The 23,397-nt window shown below is 60.4% G+C and carries 21 protein-coding genes and 5 tRNA genes; 16 read left to right on the top strand and 10 right to left on the bottom strand.

Features of this window, described 5'->3' with window-relative positions; all coding sequences use genetic code 11:
- Nucleotides 1-657: 657 nt before the first annotated feature.
- On the top strand, nucleotides 658-2,700 hold the full coding sequence (locus OS035_RS19150) for a choice-of-anchor Q domain-containing protein (RefSeq protein ID WP_003586721.1): 2,043 nt from the start codon (nucleotides 658-660) through the stop codon (nucleotides 2,698-2,700).
- A 287-nt stretch (nucleotides 2,701-2,987) separates the two neighbouring features.
- Here OS035_RS19150 and OS035_RS19145 read toward each other — a convergent pair.
- Nucleotides 2,988-3,064: transfer RNA gene (locus tag OS035_RS19145), tRNA-Pro, on the bottom strand.
- Between the two features lie 157 nt (nucleotides 3,065-3,221).
- Nucleotides 3,222-3,473, bottom strand: coding sequence for a hypothetical protein (locus OS035_RS19140; protein ID WP_210298545.1), 252 nt, complete (start codon nucleotides 3,471-3,473; stop codon nucleotides 3,222-3,224).
- Nucleotides 3,474-3,659: 186 nt separating this feature from the next.
- On the opposite strand from OS035_RS19140, the gene OS035_RS19135 reads away from it, so the two are divergent.
- The gene (locus OS035_RS19135) at nucleotides 3,660-3,965 is read left to right on the top strand and encodes an ETC complex I subunit (RefSeq protein WP_097625340.1); all 306 of its coding nucleotides are present in this window, start codon (nucleotides 3,660-3,662) and stop codon (nucleotides 3,963-3,965) included.
- Between the two features lie 57 nt (nucleotides 3,966-4,022).
- Nucleotides 4,023-4,099, top strand: a tRNA-Arg gene (locus OS035_RS19130).
- A 32-nt stretch (nucleotides 4,100-4,131) separates the two neighbouring features.
- On the opposite strand, the gene OS035_RS19125 is transcribed toward OS035_RS19130, so the two are convergent.
- Both OS035_RS19125 and OS035_RS19120 read right to left on the bottom strand, forming a co-directional pair.
- Nucleotides 4,132-4,620 carry a DUF192 domain-containing protein gene (locus OS035_RS19125; protein ID WP_097625339.1) on the bottom strand — a complete coding sequence of 163 codons (489 nt, stop codon included), beginning with the start codon at nucleotides 4,618-4,620 and terminating at the stop codon, nucleotides 4,132-4,134.
- A gap of 1 nt (nucleotide 4,621) precedes the next feature.
- Nucleotides 4,622-5,200 (bottom strand): cold-shock protein, encoded by a 579-nt coding sequence (locus OS035_RS19120; protein ID WP_003573434.1) that lies wholly within the window; start codon nucleotides 5,198-5,200, stop codon nucleotides 4,622-4,624.
- 194 nt (nucleotides 5,201-5,394) lie between these two features.
- Here OS035_RS19120 and gloA point away from each other — a divergent pair, with 194 nt between their 5' ends.
- The 5 genes from gloA (at nucleotide 5,395) to OS035_RS19095 (ending at nucleotide 7,991) form a co-directional block, all read left to right on the top strand.
- Nucleotides 5,395-5,835, top strand: coding sequence for a lactoylglutathione lyase (gene gloA / locus OS035_RS19115; protein ID WP_097625338.1), 441 nt, complete (start codon nucleotides 5,395-5,397; stop codon nucleotides 5,833-5,835).
- A gap of 165 nt (nucleotides 5,836-6,000) precedes the next feature.
- Nucleotides 6,001-7,062, top strand: a complete 1,062-nt coding sequence (locus OS035_RS19110) for a YcbK family protein (protein WP_183777730.1) — start codon at nucleotides 6,001-6,003, stop codon at nucleotides 7,060-7,062.
- A 197-nt stretch (nucleotides 7,063-7,259) separates the two neighbouring features.
- Nucleotides 7,260-7,334 (top strand) — tRNA-Glu (locus OS035_RS19105).
- A 75-nt stretch (nucleotides 7,335-7,409) separates the two neighbouring features.
- Nucleotides 7,410-7,484: transfer RNA gene (locus OS035_RS19100), tRNA-Glu, on the top strand.
- A 432-nt stretch (nucleotides 7,485-7,916) separates the two neighbouring features.
- Nucleotides 7,917-7,991 (top strand) — tRNA-Glu (locus OS035_RS19095).
- Between the two features lie 49 nt (nucleotides 7,992-8,040).
- On the opposite strand, the gene recJ is transcribed toward OS035_RS19095, so the two are convergent.
- The 5 genes from recJ to OS035_RS19070 form a co-directional block, all read right to left on the bottom strand.
- Nucleotides 8,041-9,843 carry a single-stranded-DNA-specific exonuclease RecJ gene (gene recJ, locus OS035_RS19090; RefSeq protein ID WP_097625336.1) on the bottom strand — a complete coding sequence of 601 codons (1,803 nt, stop codon included), beginning with the start codon at nucleotides 9,841-9,843 and terminating at the stop codon, nucleotides 8,041-8,043.
- An 80-nt stretch (nucleotides 9,844-9,923) separates the two neighbouring features.
- Nucleotides 9,924-10,169, bottom strand: coding sequence for a hypothetical protein (locus tag OS035_RS19085; protein WP_097625335.1), 246 nt, complete (start codon nucleotides 10,167-10,169; stop codon nucleotides 9,924-9,926).
- Between the two features lie 176 nt (nucleotides 10,170-10,345).
- The gene (locus tag OS035_RS19080) at nucleotides 10,346-11,671 is read right to left on the bottom strand and encodes a homoserine dehydrogenase (protein ID WP_097625334.1); all 1,326 of its coding nucleotides are present in this window, start codon (nucleotides 11,669-11,671) and stop codon (nucleotides 10,346-10,348) included.
- Between the two features lie 62 nt (nucleotides 11,672-11,733).
- Nucleotides 11,734-12,951, bottom strand: a complete 1,218-nt coding sequence (locus OS035_RS19075; RefSeq protein ID WP_003586883.1) for an LL-diaminopimelate aminotransferase — start codon at nucleotides 12,949-12,951, stop codon at nucleotides 11,734-11,736.
- A 220-nt stretch (nucleotides 12,952-13,171) separates the two neighbouring features.
- On the bottom strand, nucleotides 13,172-13,585 hold the full coding sequence (locus OS035_RS19070) for a hypothetical protein (RefSeq protein ID WP_097625333.1): 414 nt from the start codon (nucleotides 13,583-13,585) through the stop codon (nucleotides 13,172-13,174).
- Between the two features lie 146 nt (nucleotides 13,586-13,731).
- On the opposite strand from OS035_RS19070, the gene OS035_RS19065 reads away from it, so the two are divergent.
- Both OS035_RS19065 and OS035_RS19060 read left to right on the top strand, forming a co-directional pair.
- The gene (locus OS035_RS19065; RefSeq protein ID WP_222134747.1) at nucleotides 13,732-15,582 is read left to right on the top strand and encodes a PHA/PHB synthase family protein; all 1,851 of its coding nucleotides are present in this window, start codon (nucleotides 13,732-13,734) and stop codon (nucleotides 15,580-15,582) included.
- A 206-nt stretch (nucleotides 15,583-15,788) separates the two neighbouring features.
- Nucleotides 15,789-17,120, top strand: a complete 1,332-nt coding sequence (locus OS035_RS19060; RefSeq protein WP_097625331.1) for a DUF2778 domain-containing protein — start codon at nucleotides 15,789-15,791, stop codon at nucleotides 17,118-17,120.
- 37 nt (nucleotides 17,121-17,157) lie between these two features.
- Here OS035_RS19060 and OS035_RS19055 read toward each other — a convergent pair whose 3' ends face one another.
- Nucleotides 17,158-18,315 carry a pyridoxal phosphate-dependent aminotransferase gene (locus OS035_RS19055; RefSeq protein WP_097625330.1) on the bottom strand — a complete coding sequence of 386 codons (1,158 nt, stop codon included), beginning with the start codon at nucleotides 18,313-18,315 and terminating at the stop codon, nucleotides 17,158-17,160.
- A 210-nt stretch (nucleotides 18,316-18,525) separates the two neighbouring features.
- Between OS035_RS19055 and OS035_RS19050 the strand changes: the two genes are divergently transcribed.
- The 6 genes from OS035_RS19050 to OS035_RS19025 all read left to right on the top strand — a co-directional run bounded on the left by OS035_RS19050 (nucleotide 18,526) and on the right by OS035_RS19025 (nucleotide 23,364).
- Entirely contained in the window at nucleotides 18,526-19,284 is a 759-nt protein-coding gene (locus OS035_RS19050; RefSeq protein WP_097625329.1) for a DsbA family protein, read from the top strand.
- A 160-nt stretch (nucleotides 19,285-19,444) separates the two neighbouring features.
- Complete coding sequence (gene aroQ, locus OS035_RS19045; RefSeq protein WP_331813983.1) at nucleotides 19,445-19,882, top strand: type II 3-dehydroquinate dehydratase; 438 nt, start codon at nucleotides 19,445-19,447, stop codon at nucleotides 19,880-19,882.
- Between the two features lie 20 nt (nucleotides 19,883-19,902).
- Nucleotides 19,903-20,376, top strand: a complete 474-nt coding sequence (gene accB / locus OS035_RS19040) for an acetyl-CoA carboxylase biotin carboxyl carrier protein (protein WP_097625328.1) — start codon at nucleotides 19,903-19,905, stop codon at nucleotides 20,374-20,376.
- Between the two features lie 4 nt (nucleotides 20,377-20,380).
- Nucleotides 20,381-21,736 carry an acetyl-CoA carboxylase biotin carboxylase subunit gene (accC, locus tag OS035_RS19035; RefSeq protein WP_179867103.1) on the top strand — a complete coding sequence of 452 codons (1,356 nt, stop codon included), beginning with the start codon at nucleotides 20,381-20,383 and terminating at the stop codon, nucleotides 21,734-21,736.
- 7 nt (nucleotides 21,737-21,743) lie between these two features.
- Nucleotides 21,744-22,358, top strand: coding sequence for a leucyl/phenylalanyl-tRNA--protein transferase (gene aat / locus OS035_RS19030; protein ID WP_097625327.1), 615 nt, complete (start codon nucleotides 21,744-21,746; stop codon nucleotides 22,356-22,358).
- A 76-nt stretch (nucleotides 22,359-22,434) separates the two neighbouring features.
- A complete protein-coding gene (locus OS035_RS19025; protein WP_183853949.1) occupies nucleotides 22,435-23,364 on the top strand; it encodes a DUF2167 domain-containing protein in 930 nt (309 codons plus the stop codon).
- Nucleotides 23,365-23,397 lie beyond the last annotated feature (33 nt).

The raw sequence follows: 23,397 nt of genomic DNA, 5'->3' as shown, positions 1-23,397 counted from the left end.
ATCGCCGACAGGCCTTGCAAAGCCGATGTTTCTCGGCGACGGCTGACATCGCAACAGCCGTCGGAGCAAGCTCGATGTCATAGAGCGGGACTTCCCCGGCGTGGCAGGCGCGCTTCTTGCGGCATGCCTGCCGCGGCGTTCAGAGTACCCGAATGCTGCATCGAGATCAGAAAACGAGAGCATTTCCTGATCGCCGATCCGTTTGAGCGGGGCTTATTCTGGGCCCCGAAGTGCGGGCGATTCTACGGTCCTGCCTCCCCTAACCATCGCGATCCGCCCGCATTTTTAGGGTGATTTTACCCAAAAATTGCTAAATTCAGAAAAAAATGTCGGTTCCGCCTCTGACGACAGGATTCCAGTCACGCCGTCAGGTTTTTCTAATGTTTTCAATAGACGCATTTCGCTATAGTTGCAGAAAGAATAATTCGCGAAATGCGAGACATTTATACTGCCCCAATTTGGGCGACTCGAAATTCTACAAATATTTCAAAACGTAACATCGAAGTGATTGGGATAATGTGGCAGCAATATGGCTATGTTTCTCAAGTACTTACCGTTGCGTTGCTGTTGCGCCCTCCAAAATGTCGCCCTATAACCCCCCGCCGTAAGACATGATTAACCTGAAATATTAACGGGCAGGGGTTGAGGAACAAGACAATGACAACATACTACGTAGCGACGACTGGCAGCAGCAGCGGTAACGGCAGTGCCTCCTCGCCTTTCCGCACGATCGGTGACGCGATGGCGTCGAACCTCAAGCCCGGCGACGAGGTCGTGGTGAAAGCGGGGACCTACAACGAGTCCATCAACATCGACAAGGACGGCTCAGCGGCAGGCAACATCACACTGCGCTCGGAAGTGCCCGGGGGGGCGCTGATCCGGCCGCCAGCGGGCTCATACACCGGGATCAGTGTCAACGGCAACTACGTGGTCATCGACGGCTTTGACATCAAGGGCGGCACTGGCGACGGCATCGAAGCGAACAACGTCCACCACATCCAGATCCTCAACAATACTGTCCACGACAGCGGCGAGTCGGGCATTCAGTTCAACCAATCGGACTTCATCCGGGTCGAAGGGAACGAGACGTACAATAACGCGTCGTCCGGCTGGTACTCGGGCATCTCGATCTACGAGAACCGGAACATTACCGGCGATACCTCGACGGACGGCTACCGGACGATCGTGCGGAACAATATCTCACACGACAACGTCACGAAGGCGGGTGCACACACCGATGGCAATGGCATCATCATCGACGATTTCCAGAGCACGCAGTCGAGCGGTCATCCGAACTACACGTTCAAGACCCTGGTTGAGAACAACCTCGTCTACGAGAACGGTGGCAAGGGCATTCAGGTTACCTGGAGCGACTCTGTCACGGTGAAAAACAACACCGCATACCACAACAATCAGGACAACGCGAACACCGGCACCTGGCGCGGCGAGCTCAGCAACTCCGCGTCGAACAACAACACCTGGGTCAACAACGTCGCCGTAGCGGACCCATCGGTGAACAAGAACAACACTGCGATCGATAACACGTCTACCAGTGGCGCCAATAGCAACGTCGTCTGGGCCAACAACATCACCTACAACGGCACGGCCGGCCAGGCATCGGTCAAGACCGACGGCGGCAACGCGATGCCCAGCACGGCGAACGGCAATAAGCTCGGCGTCGACCCGACATTCGCGGGGGCAGCGAGCGACAACTTCCACCTCGGCTCCGGCTCGTCGGCGATCGACAGCGGAACCAGCAAATACGGTGTCGCATCGGTCGATCTGGACGGCCACGCTCGCGTCGTTGGAACTGTCGATATCGGTGCCTACGAATCGGGCTCCAGCTCGACCCCGGGAACGCCAACCACGCCGACAACGCCGACAACGCCGACGCAACCGACAACGCCAACAACGCCAACCACCCCGACGCAACCGACAACGCCAACCGCGCCGACAAAGGAATTCGTCGGCACCAATGGCAACGATATCCTGCCACACACCGGTCAGTCGAACGGCGGCAACGAAACCTTCAAGGGTCTCGGTGGTAGTGATGTGTTGAAGGGCGGGGCCGGCGCGGACGCGCTCGACGGCGGTACTGGCAACGACACCGCCAGCTATGCGGGCTCCGGCGCGGTCAACGTCAACTTGGCGACTAAGGTCGCATCGGGCGGCGAGGCGACCGGCGACAAGATCGCCAGTATCGAAAACTTGACCGGCTCAAGCTACAACGACGTACTGACCGGCGGCAACGGCGGCGGCAACGTTCTCACTGGCGGGGCTGGCGCGGACAAGCTGGATGGCGGCGCCGGCAATGATGTCCTGATTGGTGGTGCCGGAAAGGACATTATGACCGGTGGCACCGGCGAGGATAAGTTTATCTTGAAAGCACCGACGGAAACCGGGTCCGGCTTGAACCGCGACGTCATCACCGACTTCCAGCACGGCATCGATAAGATCGACCTCTCGGCGATCGATGCGAATGGCTCTGCGGCGGGCAATGGAACCTTCCATTTTCAGGCACAGGAGAATGCCCTGTTCGACCACAAGGCTGGCGCGCTCGCTTGGCACTATGACGACCAGTCCGGAACCGCGAACGATGTTACCGTTATCCAGGCCGACACGAACGGCGACGGTGTTCATGACTTCGAGGTTCAGCTGAAGGGCTTGGTCCACTTGGGGGCAGGCGATTTTCTCCTGTAATTGTCCCCGTTGTGGCGGTCGTCCGATCGCCACAACCATCGTGCTGACATCCGAGCGCCGATCAGGCGTTCGGACACCAAGGTCTCCGTCATCGTCGACGGAAGGTTGCTGGTGACTAACGTGGCAATCATGCATAAAACAAAGCTAAAGCGCGTCGCATCAATCAAGTTTGATGCGACGCGCTTTATCTGTCTGTCATCCGTTTCCGGAAGCAGTTGGCCGACAGCACGCCCGACAATGCGGGCCATGATGCGGCTGTCAAAGATGCAAGATATCGGGATATTGAATGGTCGGAGTGGAGAGATTCGAACTCCCGACCCTCTGGTCCCAAACCAGATGCGCTACCAGACTGCGCTACACTCCGTGCCGTGGCGGGGAGATACACGGTTCACTTCGCCGTCGCAACCCATAAATCCAGCGCGGGTCGAAGAATCCCGCCTGATACGTCGATGTCTCTAGAAAAAGCTGCATGACGCGCGTCTGCGCCGCCGGACGCAACTAGACGTCAGGAGAGCGCTGCCTCAGCCGCGTTCGAGCAGACCGATATATTGAGCGTAGCTAATGGCAACGTAGAAGAAAGCCGTAATGCCGGCCCCGATCACAATGGCATTGAACTCCGCCGAACGTCTCATCATGCGTGCAATCCACTGAAATTGACTGCGCCGTAAATAGTCCCGCGGGTTGGCCGCGGCAATCAGGTTATGATCACAACATGAGACGATCGGTAATATTGCGCAACCGGCCTGTCTGCCGGTGTCTTGCTTCCGCAGCATCGCCCTATCATCGCGATGGTACCGGCAACGCGTCATACGCCGCCTTTTTTCTTGAAAAGGCGGGGATTCGCGGATAAGCAAAATTCATCTCTTCGCGCTATCTCTCAAGATGAAGCAAGAGCCTCGGCAACGAGAAATGAGACCATTAAAGGCGGGTGTTGCCCGCATAGTCGGAGATGCGCAGTCATGTCTGCCAAGATCTATCGTCCAGCCAAGACCGCCATGCAGTCCGGCAAGGCCAAGACCCATCTGTGGGTGCTTGAATTCGATCAGGAGTCGCCGCGCAAGATCGATCCGATCATGGGTTACACCTCCTCCGGCGATACGCGCCAGCAGGTGAAACTCACTTTTGAAACACAGGAACTGGCCGAAGCCTATGCCCAGCGCAACGGCATCGAATACCGGGTGATCGCGCCGAAGGATCCGGTTCGCCAGGTTGTCGCCTATCCGGATAATTTCCGCTATACCCGCACGCAGCCCTGGACGCATTGAGATTTCTCGTCCAGAACTGCCGCATCCGATCGCGCTCCCTGAACGCGATCGCCAGACGGCCCCTTAGCTCAGCTGGATAGAGCACCTGCCTTCTAAGCAGGTTGTCGCAGGTTCGATTCCTGCAGGGGTCGCCACAAATTTAATGACCTGAAGCCGCCCGGGCTCGTCACTTCGACTTCTTGGTCGTCGTGGCGCTGACGATTCTGTCGCCCGGTTTGATCCCGAGTTTGGCGGCGATGCCGGCATTGAGTTCGACGACATATTTCACCGGGGTCATCGAATCGATGATATCGCGCGAATAGGGCGTCGCGTTTTCCTTGATGTGGCGGATCGTGCCAGTGTCGTCGGCAAAAAGCATGTCGAGCGGCAGGATGGTATTTTCCATCCACATGGTTACGCGCCTGGGCTCGTCGAAATCGAAGATCATCCCGGCATCATCTGCCATCGTCTTACGAAACATCAGCCCGTAGGCGCGCTGATCCGGCGTCGAGGCGATCTCGACGGTAAAGTGCAGCACCTTGCCCGCGGCGGTCTGGATAAGAAGCGGCTCCTTGTCGAAGCGGACCTGCTCCTCGGCGAAAGCCGGCAGCGCGACCATGAAAAAAAGCGCCAGGATGGCGCTTTTGATCGCATGAAGAAGGACGATGTCACGCATATCAATGCGACCGGCTGGCCGGGCTCGGAATGTCGGGATGGATTTCCGCGGCCATCAGGCCCTTTTCGCCGTCGCCGAAGCGGACGAGCACCACCTGGCCGGGGCGCAGTTCCGTCAGGCCGAAGCGGCGGAGCGTTTCCATGTGCACGAAGATGTCTTCGGTGCCCTCGCCGCGCGTCAAGAAGCCGAAGCCCTTGGTGCGGTTAAACCATTTGACCAGCGCACGCTCGAGGCCGCTCGTCGCGGTGACCTGCACATGCGTGCGCACCGGCGGCAGCTGCGAGGGATGAACCGCAGTCGACTGATCCATCGAAAGGATCTTGAAAGCCTGGTAGCCGCGTTCGCGGCGCTGAATGAGGGCGACGATACGCGTTCCCTCGAGGATCGTCTGGTAGCCGTCGCGGCGCAGGCAGGTCACGTGCAGGAGAACATCCTGCATGCCGTTGTCGGGCACGATGAAGCCGAAACCCTTAGCGACGTCGAACCACTTGACGACGCCGGTGATTTCAACAAGATCGACCGCCTCTGCCGATAGCTCGTCAAGGTCGGAGTATTCGTTCGATGAAATCCTGTCAGCCATAGTCGCCAGCCCCTCGAATACGCGTCACACTGTTACGGTTAACTGATTCTTGAAATCAAGATTAACATCTTGGTAACGGATAAGCGCAAGTCCTAGTTTTCGGTTATTCCCAACTGCACATTTTATATCGATGACTTGCCCGAAGCTGACCTCAGCTCGCCGAAAAAGCCAGACCCAATAAAGGAGTAGATAGAATGCGTTATCTCCATACAATGGTTCGCGTCAAAGACCTGGACGCCTCACTCGCCTTTTACACCACCCTGTTCGGGCTGGAGGAGATTCGCCGGCACGAAAACGAGAAGGGCCGCTTTACCCTGGTTTTCCTGGCTGCTCGCGACGATCTCGACCGTGCGCGCAGCGAAAAGGCTCCCTGCCTCGAGCTTACCTATAACTGGGATACGGAAGATTATAGCGGAGGACGCAATTTCGGCCACCTCGCCTATGAGGTCGACGATATTTACGCAACCTGCCAGAAGCTGATGGACAACGGCATCACCATCAACCGGCCGCCGCGCGATGGGAACATGGCTTTCGTGCGCTCGCCCGACGGCATCTCGATCGAAATCCTGCAGAAAGGCAGCCCGCTCGCCGCCGCCGAACCCTGGGCCTCGATGGGCAATACCGGCGCCTGGTAAGGCTTTTCGCCGCAAGGCTTTTGCGAGGCTTGCGGCTTTTGCGATTTCGGGTCCGGCCGGCGCCTTGACGCTTGCCGCGACCCGGCCCCGCAGGCAATCTCCTGACGACTCGACGCGGAAGATGGCGGTTTTCGACCATTTTCCGCATCAATTGGAGACTGTCGCTTGCGTAACATTGAGATGCGGCCCCTGACGGGCGCTTTGCTGATCGCCACTTCGGTGCTGGCGCTGTCCGGCTGCGCGTCGGACAAGAAGGCACTCGATTCCGCCGCAGCCGTTCCGGCACCGCAGGCAGCCGCACCGCAGCTTGCCGCGGCGGCACCCGCAAGCCCTGCCCCACGTTCGGTCTACACGGATCCCCGGCTCGTCAATGTCTCCGGCGCCCAAGCCGCGCCCCAGGCCGTAGGAGCAGATCCGAATGCCCCCGTACCGCCGGCCGATCCGGCGGCGGCAGCGCCTGCCAATATCGGCGGGCTGGTGCTGCAGTCGACCCGGATCAACGCGCAGGCCATGAGCATCTTTTCCGACCACCAGCCGGCGCCGCAGAACAACAGCACGTCGACTGTCATTCAGCCGCAGGCCTATGCGCCTGTCGGTGCAGCACCCGCCAGAAGCAGCGTCTACAGCCAGCAACCCGTAACAGAACCGCCTGCGGATCCGGTGCTGCCGCAACAATCCTCGCAGAATGGCAGCACACAGCTTGCGCCCGTCCAAACGGCGTCGCTGGCGGCAGACGGCAATCCGGCCCCGACGATGAATGCGCTCTACAGCGCGCCGAAGCAGAACCTGCTCGGCAGCCTCACCGGCCTGTTGCAAAAAGCGTCCCTGCCCGGCATGACGCGGATCGCGCCGAACGGGCTGCATGTCCAGAACGACAAGGTCGAGGTCGGCTGCTTCAAGCCCGAGCTGCTGAACGTGATCAAGACGGTCGAAACCCATTTCGGCCGGCCTGTCATCGTTACGTCGGGCTATCGCGACGAAGAGCATAACCGCCTGGTCGGCGGCGCCGACGAATCGATGCACAAGAGTTGCGAGGCGGCCGACATTCAGATCGACGGCGTCACGAAATGGGATATCGCCGCCTATATCCGCTCACTGCCGAACCGCGGCGGCGTCGGCACCTATTGCCACACGGATTCGGTCCATCTCGATACCGGCAAAAGTCGCGACTGGAACTGGGGCTGCGGCGGCAAACGCGCGCCTATGGCGACCGCAAGAGCGATCTGACGGCCGCGCGTTCTTCGCATGACCTTACGGAAGCGCCGCCTCGTCTTGTTGAAGAGATAGCCGGCAGCCCGTTGATTCAGCTTCAATAATCAGCTCCTCGAACGCATTCGGATTTCCTGTCATTTTTTTGAAAGAAACCGAATTTGCCGCTTGCGGGATTCATAACGCCTGACTATAAGGGCGCCACCACGAAGGAAGCGCCCTTCGTCTATCGGTTAGGACACCAGATTTTCATTCTGGGAAGAGGGGTTCGACTCCCCTAGGGCGTGCCACTTTCTCTCCATATAGAAGCCATTGCATCCGCTTGCAGAAGTCTGCGCGTGCTCCTATTTTAACGGGGCCGGCCTGCGCCCTTCGTCTATCGGTTAGGACGACAGATTCTCATTCTGTAAAGAGGGGTTCGACTCCCCTAGGGCGTACCAATTTTATCCAAATCAACTACCGGCGCGGCACCGGATCAATAGCCTGTCCGACAGACGGTGTCGTCCCCGCCCTCTTTGACTAAGACGCTTGTTGATGGATTTCTGGGCATTCCCCATTTGCAACGAAACAGGTCGGCTCAGAATGCGTCGAACCTCGACTTCCGATTCCGAGGACAACAGTACCCGCCCGCCCCGGTCGTCTACGTACCTGCACAGCCCGCAATGCGGATCACCAACTGCAACAGACTTGGCAATGGGTCTCCTGCGCGACATTCTGAGGCGCGTATCTCTGCGGCCTCCGCAACTGGCTTATCGGCATAGCGCCACGTTTCTCCACAGCCACAAATAAATCGGCGAAAACGATGATTTTTTCGCGTCTTGGCGCTTGCGGCTTTTGAAGGTGCTGACTATAAGGGCGCCACCACGAAGGAAGCGCCCTTCGTCTATCGGTTAGGACACCAGATTTTCATTCTGGGAAGAGGGGTTCGACTCCCCTAGGGCGTGCCACTTTCTTCTCTCTGAACTCCACATCGTCAGCATTTTTTGCGCGGCTATTTTATTTTGCCGGCGCAGCATCGCAGACGCGAAGCTGGATGCGGCGGGCGCCCTGGTAATGCTCGGCACCGAGCGAGCCTGCAACATGCAGGCTGGCGCCGCGTGAATTGATGAGAAGATTGCCGAGTGCCGTATCGGCGGCGCGGAAGGCGATGCCGTCGAGCCGCGATCCATCCATTGCCTCCATCGTCACCTTCACATGTTTCTCCCCGACCAGGCGTGCATCGCGCACCCGATGCGCCGGCACGGCAAAGAGCGGCTGGGCGTGGCCGGAGCCATAGGGGCCGGCGGCCTCCAGGCGGTCGATGAGTTCGAGCGTGGCGCCGCTGGCGCCGATCGCCCCGTCGATCTTCAAGGTCTCGTTGGCGACGAGGTTCGCCACGGTTCTTGCCGACTTCTCTGTGAAGAAGGTCCTCAACCTGCCGAGATCGGCGCGCTCGACCGTCAGCCCCGCGGCCATGGCGTGACCACCGCCCTTGATCAGCAACCCTTCATCGACCGCCGCGCGCACCATCCGGCCCATGTCGAAGCCGTTGATAGAGCGGCCCGAGCCGGTGCCGCGGCCGGAGGTATCGAAGGCGATCGCAAAGGCCGGCCGTTTGAACTTCTCCTTCAGCCGCGCCGCGATCAGTCCGACGATGCCGGGATGCCATTTCTCGTGGGCGGTGACGATGACGGAGGCGCCCTCGCCGTCGCCATATTCGGCGAGCGCTTCGGCCTCAGCCTCCTGCAGCATGATCGCCTCCATCGCCTGGCGCTCGCGGTTGAGCTCATCCAGGCGCTGGGCGATCACCTCAGCCTCCCCCGTGTCATCGAGCGTCAGCAAGCGGCTTCCGAGCGCGGCATCGCCGATCCGACCGCCGGCATTGATGCGCGGACCGATCAGGAAGCCGAAATGATAGGGTGTGACAGGGCCAGCGAGCCCGGCCTTGCGGAACAGCGCTGCAAGCCCGGCATTGCTTTGGTGGCGGGCGGCGACCAGCCCCTTCACCACATAGGCGCGGTTGAGGCCCTTCAGCGGCACGACATCGCAGACTGTCGCCAACGCGACGATATCCAGCCATTGCAAGAGGTCGAGCGCCAGGATGCCCTTGTTGCCGGCCGCCCGCAGCAGCCTCAGTGTGGCGACCAGCACCATGAAGACCACGCCGGCGGCGCAAAGATGCCCCTGCCCCGACAGATCGTCCTCGCGGTTCGGATTGACGAGCGCATGGCAGGGCGGCAGCTCATGTGTCACCTGGTGGTGATCGATGACGACGACATCGATATTGCGCGCGGCGGCGGCGGCCAGCGCCTCGTGACTGGTCGAGCCGCAATCGACCGCGACGATCAGCCGGGCGCCGTTGTCGATCAGCTGGTTGATCGCCGCCGGATTGGGGCCGTAGCCTTCAAAGACGCGGTCGGGAATATAGATGTGCGCCTTGACGCCGAAATGAGTGAGGAAACGAAACATCAGCGCCGAGGAAGCCGCACCGTCGACATCGTAGTCGCCAAAGATCGCGACATTCTCGCCGCGCTCGATGGCGCTCACCAGGCGGGTGGCGGCCTTTTCGCAATCCGTCAAAACATGCGGATCGGGCATCAGGCCGCGGATCGTCGGATCGAGGAATTCGATCGCCTCGTCCACCGTCACGCCGCGCCCGGCCAGCACGCGGGCGATCAGATCCGGCATGCCGTGGATTTGCGACATGGCCAGCGCCCGGTTCTGCCCGGCCTGGTCGAGCCGCGCCACCCAGCGATTGTCGAGCGCGGATTTCTCCACGCCGAGAAACGCGCGCTGTACCGGATCGACGAGATCTGCCATGCCATACTCCGCTGACTTCATCTGCTCTTTCTACAGAAGCAGCGGAGATAACATAGCGATGGATTTACAGACACGGATTTTTACCAGAACACCGCCCAGATGATTGCGGCGACGCCGGCAAGCTGCACGAGCAGGAAGGAGAACAGCGTCAGCAGAATAGCCCAGTTGCGGCCTTCCGTGTATTCATCGCCGTCAGCCTCATCAGGGACCTCTTCGCGAATGTCACGGTAGGCCGGCTTGAGAATTTCCCCAAGCATATCAGGACGGTCCGGCGGCACCTCGCTCGGGCGGCCATACCCCTTGCCGGCGTGGCTGTCCTTGCTCATGAAATTCTCCACGCCGACGACTCACCATCTATGGTTTTATTTATATCAATATTTCGGTATTTGTTAATATAGACTTCCGTAAGGGGAGCCCGGACGATCAACAAAAAAACCGCCCTGTCTTGTTGAACTGCCAGTTCAACAAGACAGGGCGGCTGATATTCGCCGGCTGGAAAGGCTTAAGCTTCTTCTTTCGGCCGCTCGATGCGAATCACCTGCGGTTCGCCGAAGAGATAGCCTTCCGATTTGATCGAGGCGACCGCCTTGCGCACCGACTCTTCCATCGTCGCGTGGGTGACGAGAATGATCGTCTGGTGGTGCGACGGCGCCAGATGCTGCTTGGAGCGCTGGACGATCGATTCCAGCGAGATGTTGTTTTCCGCCATGCGGGTTGCGACGCTGGCAAAGACGCCGGTGCGGTCGAGCACGGTCAAGCGGATAAAGTAGCCGCCCTCGTGGCTCTGCATCTGCGCCTTGCGGTAGGGTTCCAGCGCCTTTGCGGGATGGCCGAGCACCGGTACGCGCTGTGCGCCCGGCTGGCTTTTGGCGATATCGGCGATATCACCAAGTACGGACGAGGCCGTCGCATTGCCGCCGGCGCCGGGACCGACCATCAGCAGTTCGCCGAGCACGTCGGATTCGATTGCGACAGCATTGGTGACGCCATCGACCTGGGCAATGACCGAATCGACCGGCACCATGGTCGGATGCACGCGCTGCTCAATGCCGGTGTCGGTTCGCTGGGCAACACCCAGGAGCTTGATGCGATAACCGAGCTCGGCGGCAGCGTGGATATCCTCGATCGAGATGTTGGTGATGCCTTCGAGATAGATATCGTCGGCCGCGATGCGATTGCCGAAGGCGAGCGTCGTCAGGATGGAAAGCTTATGGGCCGTGTCGTTGCCCTCGATATCGAAGGCCGGATCGGCCTCGGCATAACCCAGCCGCTGGGCTTCCTTCAGGCACTCGGCGAAGGAAAGCCCCTCCTTTTCCATCTTGGTCAGGATGTAATTGCAGGTGCCGTTCATGATGCCATAGATGCGCGAGACGGCATTGCCGGTCAGCGATTCGCGCAGCGCCTTGATGACCGGGATGCCGCCGGCGACTGCGGCCTCGAAGTTTAGAAGCGCGCCCTTCTCCTCGGCGATCGTCGCAAGCTCGACGCCGTGATAGGCAAGCAGCGCCTTGTTGGCTGTCACCACATGGAGACCGCGCTTGAGTGCGGCGCGTACGGAGGTGTTGGCAGCCCCTTCGGCGCCGCCCATCAGCTCGACGAAGACGTCGATATCGCCCTTTTCGGCAAGATCTTCCGGCCGATCGAACCAGGTAACAGCGGAAAGATCGATGCCGCGGTCTCTCCTTTTGTCACGCGCGGAGACCGCCGTGATGGTGATCGGACGCCCGCAGGTGACGGCAAGCTCGTTGCTCTTCTGCTGAATGATGCGGACTAGCGAGGCGCCAACGGTGCCCAAGCCCGCAATGCCGATTTTGAGGGCATCTGCCATGGATCGATCCTGAATGTCTGTGTGGCGGCAGCCGCAGGACGCGGCTGCCTTTAAGAGTTGGATTAACGGTGCGCGTTCAGCGAAATGACGTTGTGCATCGTTTCGTCTGCCGTCGACATGAACTTCTTGATGTTGCGCGCAGCCTGGCGGATGCGGTGTTCGTTCTCGACGAGCGCCAGACGGACGTAGTCGTCGCCCTGTTCGCCGAAGCCGATGCCGGGAGCAACGGCGACGTCGGCCTTCTCGACCAGCAGCTTGGAAAACTCAAGCGAGCCGAGATGACGGAACTTTTCCGGGATCTTCGCCCAGGCGAACATGGTGGCAGCCGGCGGCGGCACGTCGAAGCCCGCCTTGCCGAAGCTTTCGACCATGACGTCGCGGCGGCGCTTGTAGACGTTGCGAACCTCCGCAATGTCGGAGCCGTCGCCGTTCAGCGCATGCGTCGCCGCCACCTGGATCGGCGTGAAGGCGCCGTAGTCGAGGTAGGACTTGACGCGGGTGAGCGCCGCGATCAGCCGCTCGTTGCCGACGGCAAAGCCCATGCGCCAGCCAGGCATGGAGAAGGTCTTCGACATCGAGGTGAACTCGACCGTCACATCGATTGCACCCGGCACCTCGAGAACCGACGGCGGCGGAGCGCCGTCGAAATAGATCTCCGAATAGGCAAGGTCGGAAAGCACGATGATGTCGTGCTTCTTGGCGAAGGCGATGACGTCCTTGTAGAAATCGAGTGTCGCGACCAGGGCAGTCGGATTCGAGGGGTAGTTGAGGATGAGTGCCAGGGGCTTCGGGATCGAATGCCGGACCGCGCGCTCAAGCGGCGGGAAAAAGCTCTCATCCGGCTCCACTGACATGGAGCGGATCACGCCGCCCGCCATCAGAAAGCCGAAGGCGTGGATCGGATAGGTCGGGTTCGGGCAGAGGATGACGTCGCCGGGCGCGGTGATCGCCTGCGCCATATTGGCGAAGCCTTCCTTGGAGCCCAAGGTGGCGACTACCTGGGTATCCGGGTTGAGCTTGACGCCGAAACGGCGGGCATAATAGGCGGCCTGGGCGCGGCGCAGCCCCGGAATGCCCTTGGAGGACGAATAACGGTGGGTGCGCGGATCCTGCACGACCTCGCACAGCTTGTCGACGATCGACTGGGGAGTGGGAAGGTCGGGGTTTCCCATGCCGAGATCGATGATATCGGCGCCGCCCGCTCGCGCGCTTGCTTTCAAACGGTTGACCTGTTCAAAAACATAAGGCGGCAAACGCCGGACTTTGTGAAACTCTTCCATTTCATTCCCCATGGAAAGGCGGCTTTCGGGCCGCAGTCGAAGTTCGTTCCGTCTCCCGGCGGCTGCGACACGAACTTCAGAATCGCAACGCCGTATTCATCAGACCCAAGACACGCGGCAAATCTTTGACGGAAAAGCCGCATAAAGCGCATTATCGGGAAAATCTTGTCTTCCGATCCATCCGGAAGGCTTTGCGTCCAAAATGCCTGAAAGGCAAGGTCTATTTGGAGATTTCGGAGAGCGTATCAGCGCCGTGCTCGGCGGCGAGGCGGCGCATTTCGGCGGCCTTGGCCTGATATTCGGCTTCCGAGATCGTGCCGGCCTTACGCCGGGCGGCAAGTGCGGTCAGCTGATGTTGCAGTTCGGCTGCCTGCTCGTCGCTCATCTGCACATTGGCGGCCGTCAGCGGCGCGCCGAAATTTGGGTAACCGTCCGGCGACTTCGCCAGGCCGCCTTCGACCGCATCGCCCTTGGTGGCCGGCATGACCACGGCGGTCGGCGCCGCTCGCTTGGCGGCGGCTGCGGCCTTCTCCTCGGCCGTCAGATTGCATCCGGCCAGGGCCATCGCCGCCGCGGCGCAGATCAATGCGGTGCGGTTGAAGGTTGCGATGCGCCGAATGCCGTTCTTCGTCATGCCTCAAAATCCAGTTCTGACTGCGTCGACTGTTAAATTTGTCGCAGCGACAAAGCAATAGCATGAGCCGGCGCGGGTGGAACTTGTTTTCTCGTTCAATCACGATGTACAACGATTGGATAAAAAGAGTGCTGCCGCCGGAGGAAATGGTGACCGACAGCAAGCAGGAGAATGGCGGCCAGAAGAATGGCGGCAAGGCCGGTTTCGACGCGACCGATCTCGATCCCTATCTGTTGAAGGATCCCGAGGCGATGGCGATGAATTTCGCCCGGGCGCTCGAAAATCTCGGCCAGGCGGCCTCGGCCTGGCTTGCGCCGCGCGAACGCGGCGAGATCAGCGAAACCGTCGTCGATCCGATGACCGACATGGTCAAGACGCTTTCCAAGGTCACCGAATACTGGATTGCCGATCCCCGCCGCACCTTCGAGGCGCAGACGCAGCTGATGTCCTCCTTCTTCGGCATCTGGATGCGCTCTATGCAGCGCATGCAGGGCGAGCCCTCGCCTCCGGAACCGGACACCCGCAAGGACAAACGCTTCTCCGACGAGGACTGGCAGAAAAATCCGTTCTTCGATTTCATCCGCCAGGCCTATTTCGTCACCACCGACTGGGTGGAGAAGCTGGTGTCGGAGACCGACGGCCTCGACGAGCACACCAAGCACAAGGCCGGTTTCTACGTGAAGCAGATCACGGCAGCACTCTCGCCGAGCAATTTCGTCGCCACCAATCCGCAGCTCTATCGCGAGACGATCGCAACCAGCGGCGAAAACCTGGTGCGCGGGATGAAGATGCTGGCCGAGGATATCGCTGCCGGAAAGGGTGATCTTCGCCTTCGCCAGACAGACATGACGAAATTCGCCGTCGGCCGCGACATGGCGCTGACGCCGGGCAAGGTGATCGCCCAGAACGACATCTGCCAGATCATCCAATATGAGGCTTCAACCGAAACGGTCCTGAAGCGGCCGCTGCTGATCTGCCCGCCCTGGATCAACAAATTCTATATTCTCGACCTCAACCCACAGAAATCCTTCATTAAATGGTGCGTCGATCAGGGTCAGACCGTCTTCGTGATTTCCTGGGTCAACCCGGATGCGCGCCATGCCGCCAAGGACTGGGCGGCCTATGCCCGCGAGGGCATCGATTTCGCGCTCGAGACGATCGAGAAGGCGACCGGCGAGAAGGAGGTCAACGCCGTCGGCTATTGCGTCGGCGGCACACTTTTGGCCGCAACGCTGGCGCTGCACGCCAAGGAGAAGAACAAGCGCATCAAAACGGCGACACTTTTCACCACCCAGGTCGATTTCACCCATGCCGGCGATCTCAAGGTCTTCGTCGACGAGGAGCAGCTTGCAGCGCTCGAAGAGCATATGCAGGCGACCGGCTATCTCGACGGCTCGAAGATGTCGATGGCGTTCAACATGCTGCGCGCTTCCGAGCTGATCTGGCCTTATTTCGTCAACAGCTACCTCAAGGGCCAGGATCCCCTGCCCTTCGATCTGTTGTTCTGGAACGCCGATTCGACCCGCATGGCGGCGGCAAACCATACCTTCTATCTGCGCAACTGTTATCTCAGGAACTCGCTGACGCAGAACGAGATGATCCTTGACGGCAAGCCAGTGTCGCTGAAGGACGTGAAGATCCCGATTTATAATCTCGCCACCCGCGAGGACCACATCGCCCCTGCCAAATCCGTCTTCGTCGGCAGCCAGTTTTTCGGCGGCAAGGTGGAATTCGTTGTCACGGGCTCGGGACATATCGCCGGCGTGGTCAACCCGCCGGATAAGAAGAAGTATCAATTCTGGACGGGCGGCCCGGCCAAGGGCGAGTACGAGACCTGGATCGAGCAGGCGACCGAGACGGCGGGATCATGGTGGCCACATTGGCTGGCCTGGATCGAGACCCATGACGGCAGGCGCGTTGCGGCGCGCAAACCGGGCGGCGATGCGCTGAACGCGATCGAGGAAGCCCCCGGAAGTTATGTGATGGAACGCGTCTGAAAGATCCCACGCATCTCTTTTTGAGACGTCATGAAAAAGCGCAACACCGCGTAAACAAATTAGAAACCATAATTCGTCATCCTTGCGAAACAGTCGGATGTCGCGGGTGGTCTAAATTCGGCCCATTTGCGCCATTACCGGCCCCGGCGAAGTGTAGTCAGTCAGTGCCGCCGGCCTGCGTAGCGAGTTTGAAAGACGAGTTCAGTATGGCGTTTGCGGTCGGGACGTTCGATGACGTCACCCCTCTTGGCGGATCTGCTTTTCGTTTGCGCAGATCTCGTGGCTTTCTTTACGGCGTCGTCGGCGCCGGATTTCTGACCTCCACATGGTTGATTGCGACCTTGGCGACGATGCATTCGGTTGCCGCGCCCGTTTCTCCGCCCGAAAGATTCACCCAGGCCGCAGCGGCGCCGAAGCCCAGGCCGGCGACGCACGAACGGCTGATCCATGTCGGCAAGGCCGATCGCTTGGCCGCCTTCGACGCCAAGCCGGTCGTCGCCCTGACGGCCGACCTCGTCCAATCGCATGCGCAGAAAACCAATGCTACTGCAACGGCACTGGCGGCACTTACAAAACACAATCGGCTTGTCATGGCTGCCGAGCAGCCTGTGGTTGCCGCGATTTCCGACAGCGCCAAATTCCGCAAGGATGACGTGGTCACGCCGCCGGCCGTCGAGGTTGCCTCGGCAGAGAGTGTAGAAGAAGATGACGGCGACCGGATCGTCGTTCCCTCGAAGGAGGCCGTCGCCGCTGCCGAACTCCCGGCCCTGCTGGCGCTTGCCGATGCCGGACCGCAGCAGATTGCGCCTGCCCCGGTCCAGCCCGCCCTCAAGACGGCGTCACTGCCGCAGGAAAAATCTGCGCCCGTAGAAATTGCCGCGGCCGAAGACCCGCAGCCTTTCGATCTCGTTCTGGCGCCGGATGCCGGTTCCGTACCGCTGCCGATGGCGCGTCCTGACGGCCTTATCGGCAAACCGGCACCGGCCGCCAAGGGTTCGCAGCGCGCCGGCGAGCCTGCCCTTGCCTATGCCCAGCCGAACTCGCCGATCGAAGACGACCAGGACGATGCAGTGCCGCGCTACGACAAGCCGGTCTTCTCGCCGAAGCTGCGCGCCGGCGTCGCCATCTACGACATCGAAAACAGCACGGTTTATCTGCCGAACGGCGAGAGGCTGGAAGCTCATTCCGGGCTCGGCAAGATGCGCGACAATCCGCGTTACGTCGACAAGAAGATGCGCGGGCCGACCCCGCCACATACCTACGCCCTCACCATGCGCGAAAGCCTTTTCCACGGTGTCGAGGCGCTGCGGCTGACTCCGCTCGAGGGGTCGGACGCCATCTATGACCGTGTCGGCCTGCTCGCCCACACCTACATGCTCGGCAAGAACGGCGATTCCAACGGCTGCGTCTCCTTCAAGGATTACAAGCGCTTCCTCGCCGCCTACAAGCGCGGCGACATCAGGCAGCTCGTAGTCGTGCCGCGCCTGAACAACAAGCCGTCTTCGACGCTCGCCTCGCTGTTTTCGTCGCGCAGTTAAGCGATGGGAGAGCAGCAGCCGCTGGTGTGCCTGCGCGCTACTTCAACCAGACTGCAATCCGCTCCACCGCCTCGGCGATCTCGGCTTGCGAGCCCGCGTAGGACAGGCGCAGGGTGCGATGTCCCTCCAGCGGATCGAAGTCGAGACCGGGTGTTGCGGCGACGTCGATTTCCGCGAGCATGCGCTTGGCAAAACCCATGCTATCATTGGTGAAGCGGGTGACGTCGAGATAGGCATAGAAGGCGCCGTCCATCGGCGAGGCGATCGAAAGACCGATCTGCGGCAGGCGCTTCATCAGCAAATCGCGGTTGGCGGCATAGCTCGCCTTATAAAGATCGAGTTCGGCGCCGGCGCCGAGCGCGGTCGTGGCGGCGATCTGGGAGAGTTCGGGCGGGGAGATATAGAGGCTCTGCGCCAACCGCTCGATCGGCCGCACCAAGCGCTCTGGCAGCACCATCCAGCCGATTCGCCAGCCGGTCATGCAGTAATATTTGGAGAAGGAGTTGATGACGATCGCCTCGTCGGTCAGTTCGAGTGCACTCGCCTCCTCGCCGGCGAAAGTCAGCCCGTGGTAGATTTCATCGGAGATGAAGGCGATGGAATGGGCCGCGCAGTAATTCGCAAGCGCCTTCAGCCCATCGCGGCCGGTCACCGTGCCGGTCGGGTTGGCGGGGCTCGCCAGCAGCACGCCCTTCAGGCTCACGCCGCTTTGCTTCTGCGCCGCCTCGAGGCTCTCAGGGGTGAGTGTGAAGTGGGTCTCGGCGGTTACCGGCACTTCGACAACCCTCAGGCCGAGCGCACCGAGGATATTGCGATAGGCGGGATAACCGGGCCTTGCGATCGCCACCGCATCACCGGCATCGAAGAGCGAGAGAAAGGCGAGATTGAAGCCTGCAGAGGAACCGGTGGTGATGGCGATCCGCGTGGGATCGATTTCCAGGCCGTGACGAAACCGGTAATGCTGGGCAAGAGCCGTTTTCAGCCGCGCCGTCCCCAGCGCATCGGTATAACCGATCCGGCCTTCGGCAAGGGCTGCGCGCGCCGCTTCGAGGGCCGCCTGGGGGGCTGGATGCGAGGGCTGACCGACCGCCATCGAAATCACCGGATGGCCGGCTACGCGCCGTTTCGTCGCCTCCGCCAGCACGTCCATGGCATGAAAAGGCTCGACTTCGCTGCGTTTCGATATGGAAAACAAGATCGCTTCTCGCTCGGCTTCTGCAATGATGGCCCGACAATTGCCGCATTAATCGGCTCATCACAATCCCGCGAGGGCCGCGCGGGGGTGAAATTTCCTGTTTGAGCGGAACTCAACGCGCCGTACCTTGACGCGACGCATTCAAGTCCATTAACCCGGCGACGGTCATCTCGCCCAGGAGACGACCCCATCGCCGTTGACGAGGATATCATGGCCTTTCTTCCGAAAACCTTCACCGCACTGGCGCTTGCCGCATCGATCGCCCTTCCCTTTCCGGCAGCAGCGCTCGACGACCAGCAGAAGAAGGAGTTCGGTGAATTCATCAAGCAATATCTGATCGAAAATCCCGAGATCATGCTCGATGTCCAGGACGCTTTGCAGAAGAAGCAGGAAGCCCAGCGGCTGGTGAAGGCCAATATGGCGATCGAAGAGAACACCAACGACATCTTCGATTCGAAGAACGACGTCACGCTCGGCAATCCCAAGGGCGATGTCACCGTCGTCGAATTCTTCGATTATAATTGCAGCTACTGCCGTCACGCGCTTCCCGACATGCAGGCAATGCTGAAGAAGGACAAAAACGTCCGCTTCGTGCTCAAGGAATTTCCGATCCTCGGACCGGATTCGGTCGCTGCCCACAAGGTGGCCGACGCCTTCCGCAAGCTGGCGCCTGAAAAATATTCCGATTTCCATGTCGCCCTGCTCGGCAGCGAAGGCCGCGCTTCGGACGAAACGGCGATCGCGGTTGCCGCTTCGCTCGGCGTCAGCGAGGACAAAATCCGCGCCGAGATGGCGAAGAACCCGAATGACGGCATCGTCCAGGCTACCTACCAGCTCGCCTCCAGTCTCGGCATCAGCGGCACGCCGTCCTATGTGATCGGCACCGAACTGGTGCCGGGCGCCGTCGGGCTCGACGATCTCGAAACCAAGGTCAAGAACATGCGCAGCTGCGGCAAGACCGCCTGCTGAGCACGTCAGCCGCCGGACGGCTGCCCATCAAATCGCCAAAATCGAAGCGTTTCAACCATGTGGACAAATGTGGCGCGATTCCTGCCGGCAATCCGTAAGGGCTTTCATTCGGCCTTCGCGGAGTCTATAGGTTGCCGTCGTACATTTTACGGAACATTCGATGACGCAAACGATTTTTGTCCTGAACGGCCCTAACCTCAACATGCTGGGCAAACGAGAGCCCGGCATTTATGGCGGCAAAACGCTGAAGGACATCGAGGCGGACTGCAGAGCCGCCGGCCGCGAACTGGGCTTCGACATCGATTTCCGCCAGAGCAACCACGAAGGTACGCTCGTCGACTGGTTCCATGAGGCCGACGAGAAAGCCGCTGGCGTCGCTATCAATGCGGGCGCCTATACGCATACATCGGTTGCGCTGCATGATGCGATCCGCGCTATTTCCATTCCCGTCATCGAACTCCACATATCCAACGTCCATGCACGGGAAGAATTTCGCCACAAATCGATGATCGCGCCGGCATGCAAAGGCGTGATCTGCGGTTTCGGGCCTCACAGCTACATCCTGGCGCTGCAGGCGCTGAAGAACATCACGGCATAAGAAGAAGACAGGGCAACACCATGGTTGAAAAGAAATCGGGTATCGATCAGGCACTGATCCGCGATCTCGCCAATATCCTCAACGAGACCGACCTGACCGAGATCGAGGTCGAGCAGGACGACCTGCGCATCCGCGTTTCGCGCGCCGGCACCCAGCAATATGTCCAGGCGCCGATCGCAGCGCCTGCCTATGCCGCACCCGCAGCAGCCACTCCGGCAGCAGCAGGCGCTGCACCGGCCGCAGCTCCCGCCCGCAACCCCGCCAATACAGTCAGCGCACCGATGGTCGGCACCGTCTACATGGCGCCGGCACCGGGCGCGCGCCCGTTCATCGAAGTCGGCGCCACCGTCAAGGAAGGCCAGACGCTGATCATCATCGAAGCGATGAAGACGATGAACCAGATCCCTTCGCCGAAGTCAGGCAAGGTGACCGAGATCCTCGTCGATGACGGACATCCCGTCGAATACGGCCAAGCCCTCGTCGTCATCGAATAGGCCGATGCCCATGATTTCGAAAATTCTCATCGCCAATCGCGGGGAAATCGCCCTTCGCGTGCTCCGGGCCTGCAAGGAGCTCGGCATCGCCTGCGTCGTGGTGCATTCGACCGCCGACGCCGATGCCATGCATGTGCGGCTTGCCGACGAAAGCGTCTGCATCGGTCCGCCCTCCTCGCGCGAGAGCTACCTCAATATCCACCAGATCGTCGCCGCCTGCGAGATCACCGGCGCCGATGCCGTGCATCCAGGCTACGGCTTTCTGTCGGAGAATGCCAAGTTCGCCGATATTCTCGAAGCCCACGGCATAACCTTCATCGGGCCGACGGCGGACCATATCCGCATCATGGGTGACAAGATCACCGCCAAGACGACGGCGCTGGAGCTCGGCATTCCCGTCGTTCCGGGCTCGGACGGAGAAGTGAAGACCGAAGAGGACGCGCTGAAGACGGCCGCCGAAATCGGCTATCCAGTGTTGATCAAGGCAACGGCCGGCGGTGGCGGACGCGGCATGAAGGTCGCCAAGAGCGAGGTCGACCTGATCGAGGCCTGGTCGACGGCGCGCACGGAAGCGGCAGCCGCCTTCGGCAACGATGCCGTCTATATGGAAAAATATCTCGGCAAGCCGCGCCATATCGAAATCCAGGTGTTCGGCGACGGCGAAGGCAATGCCATCCATCTCGGCGAGCGCGACTGCTCGCTGCAGCGCCGCCACCAGAAGGTCTGGGAAGAGGCGAATTCGCCGGCGCTCAACGTCGAGCAGCGCATGAAGATCGGCCAGGTCTGCGCCGACGCCATGAAGAAGCTGAAATATCGCGGCGCCGGCACGATCGAATTCCTCTATGAGAACGGCGAGTTCTATTTCATCGAAATGAACACCCGCCTGCAGGTGGAGCATCCGATCACGGAAGCCATCACCGGCATCGATCTGGTGCACGAGCAGATCCGCGTCGCCTCCGGCGGCGGTCTCTCGGTGACGCAGGATGAAGTGCATTTTTCCGGTCATGCCATCGAATGCCGCATCAATGCCGAGCACCCGCGCACTTTCGTGCCCTCGCCCGGCACGATCACGCATTTCCACGCGCCGGGTGGTCTCGGCGTGCGCATCGATTCCGGCGCCTATCAGGGCTACAAGATCCCGCCCTATTACGACAGCCTCATCGGCAAGCTGATCGTGCACGGCCGTACCCGCGTCGAATGCATGATGCGGCTGCGGCGGGCGCTCGACGAATTCGTCGTCGACGGCATCAATACGACGCTGCCGCTGTTCCAGGATCTCGTCTCCAACCAGGATATCGCCAACGGCGACTACGACATCCACTGGCTGGAACACTACCTCGCCAACGAACCGGCGGCATAGGGCAGGAATGGCGGGATCGCGCAGGAAGTCACCAGGCATTACCCCTGAAATTCTCCTGCGCGCCTACTCCATCGGCCTTTTCCCGATGGCTGAATCCGCCGACGACCCGGAGATTTTCTGGGTCGAGCCGGAATTGCGCGGTGTGCTGCCGCTCGACCATTTCCACCTGTCGAAGAGTCTTGCCAAGACGGTGCGCAGGAAACCCTTCGAAATCCGTTTCGATCACGCTTTCGAGCAGGTGATCGCTGCCTGCGCCGAGGAGACATCCGGTCGCCCGAGTACCTGGATCAACAAGACGATCAGGTCCCTTTATGCGACGCTCTTCGACATGGGCCATGCCCATACCGTCGAAGCGTGGGACGGCGACGAGCTGGTCGGCGGCCTCTACGGCGTCTCGCTCGGCTCGGCCTTCTTCGGCGAAAGCATGTTCTCACGCCGCACGGACGCTTCGAAGATCTGCCTCGTGCATCTGGTCGAGCGACTACGGGAAAGAGGCTTCACGCTGCTCGATACACAGTTCACCACCGAGCACCTGAAGACGTTCGGGGCGATCGACGTTGCGAAGGCCGATTATGGCGTGCTGCTTGAAGCCGCGATGGTATCGCCACACCTGAAGTTTTAAGCGCGATCATTTCATCCCTGCGTTGATTTTCCAGCCGATTTGAATAGGTTCGGAAAATGCAATGGGGGATAGAATTTTGAGACGATATTTTGCGGCGGCGATCCTTTTCGCCTTGTTCACAGGCCAGGCCGACGCCCGACCTTACCAGGAGATGTTCCCGGACAGGAGCGATTTTTCCGAAGCGGAAAAACCGTTGCTGGAGAAGCTCGATTTTCAGCAGGGTGCGATCAAGCTGCCTGAGGCAAAGGCGACGCTGAACGTGCCCCAAGGCTTCTATTACCTCAATTCCGCCGACACGAAAAAGGTGCTCGTCGATATCTGGGGAAATCCCGCGGCTGCGGCGGAGGGAAAGATGGGGATGATCTTCCCGGCGAAATACGCGCCGACCGATATCGAGGCCTGGGGCTCCGTTGTGGAATACAGCGCGGACGGCTATGTCTCTGACGCCGATGCCGCCACGACGAATTACGACGAACTGCTGCAGAACATCAAGGATTCCATCCGAGAAAACAACGTCGAGCGCGAAAAGCAGGGTTTCGAGAAGATCACGCTTGTCGGCTGGGCCTCGACACCGCATTACGACAAATCGGCGCATGCGCTGCACTGGGCGCGCGATCTGGTCTTCGGCGATGATGCACAGGGGCAGCACACGCTGAACTATTCCGTGCGTGCGCTCGGCCGCGAGGGTGTCTTTCAATTCAACTTCGTCGCTGCCCTCGACCAGTTGAAGGAGATCGAGGACGTCATTCCGACAGTCACGAAGCTCGTGCAGTTCGACAAGGGAATGGCCTATGCCGACTATGTCGAAGGCGACAAGATCGCGGCCTATGGGATGGCGGGAATGATCGCTGCGGGCGCCGGCGCCAAGATTGCCGCGAAGGTGGGATTGCTGGCCGTTGCCCTCGCCTTTTTCAAAAAGGCCGGCATCCTTGTCGTCATCGCGGCCGGCGCTGTGCTTCGCTTCGCCAAGGGCCTTTTCAACAGGAACAAGACGCCCACTGCATAGATCCTGCTAGGGCCAAGATCACCGCCGGCGACA

This window comes from Rhizobium sp. 268, assembly GCF_036571585.1.
GTDB classification, from domain to species: domain Bacteria; phylum Pseudomonadota; class Alphaproteobacteria; order Rhizobiales; family Rhizobiaceae; genus Rhizobium; species Rhizobium redzepovicii.
This window is presented reverse-complemented; position numbering and strand designations above follow the sequence as displayed.

Bases quoted from the DNA above. Each gene is read 5' to 3' on its own strand.
- OS035_RS19150 (WP_003586721.1), top strand. From the start codon at position 658: ATGACAACATACTACGTAGCGACGACTGGCAGCAGCAGCGGTAACGGC.
- OS035_RS19140 (WP_210298545.1), bottom strand. From the start codon at position 3,473: ATGCTGCGGAAGCAAGACACCGGCAGACAGGCCGGTTGCGCAATATTA.
- OS035_RS19135 (WP_097625340.1), top strand. From the start codon at position 3,660: ATGTCTGCCAAGATCTATCGTCCAGCCAAGACCGCCATGCAGTCCGGC.
- OS035_RS19125 (WP_097625339.1), bottom strand. From the start codon at position 4,620: ATGCGTGACATCGTCCTTCTTCATGCGATCAAAAGCGCCATCCTGGCG.
- OS035_RS19120 (WP_003573434.1), bottom strand. From the start codon at position 5,200: ATGGCTGACAGGATTTCATCGAACGAATACTCCGACCTTGACGAGCTA.
- gloA (WP_097625338.1), top strand. From the start codon at position 5,395: ATGCGTTATCTCCATACAATGGTTCGCGTCAAAGACCTGGACGCCTCA.
- recJ (WP_097625336.1), bottom strand. From the start codon at position 9,843: ATGGCAGATCTCGTCGATCCGGTACAGCGCGCGTTTCTCGGCGTGGAG.
- OS035_RS19085 (WP_097625335.1), bottom strand. From the start codon at position 10,169: ATGAGCAAGGACAGCCACGCCGGCAAGGGGTATGGCCGCCCGAGCGAG.
- OS035_RS19080 (WP_097625334.1), bottom strand. From the start codon at position 11,671: ATGGCAGATGCCCTCAAAATCGGCATTGCGGGCTTGGGCACCGTTGGC.
- OS035_RS19075 (WP_003586883.1), bottom strand. From the start codon at position 12,951: ATGGAAGAGTTTCACAAAGTCCGGCGTTTGCCGCCTTATGTTTTTGAA.
- OS035_RS19070 (WP_097625333.1), bottom strand. From the start codon at position 13,585: ATGACGAAGAACGGCATTCGGCGCATCGCAACCTTCAACCGCACCGCA.
- OS035_RS19065 (WP_222134747.1), top strand. From the start codon at position 13,732: ATGGTGACCGACAGCAAGCAGGAGAATGGCGGCCAGAAGAATGGCGGC.
- OS035_RS19060 (WP_097625331.1), top strand. From the start codon at position 15,789: ATGGCGTTTGCGGTCGGGACGTTCGATGACGTCACCCCTCTTGGCGGA.
- OS035_RS19050 (WP_097625329.1), top strand. From the start codon at position 18,526: ATGGCCTTTCTTCCGAAAACCTTCACCGCACTGGCGCTTGCCGCATCG.
- aroQ (WP_331813983.1), top strand. From the start codon at position 19,445: ATGACGCAAACGATTTTTGTCCTGAACGGCCCTAACCTCAACATGCTG.
- accB (WP_097625328.1), top strand. From the start codon at position 19,903: ATGGTTGAAAAGAAATCGGGTATCGATCAGGCACTGATCCGCGATCTC.
- accC (WP_179867103.1), top strand. From the start codon at position 20,381: ATGCCCATGATTTCGAAAATTCTCATCGCCAATCGCGGGGAAATCGCC.
- aat (WP_097625327.1), top strand. From the start codon at position 21,744: ATGGCGGGATCGCGCAGGAAGTCACCAGGCATTACCCCTGAAATTCTC.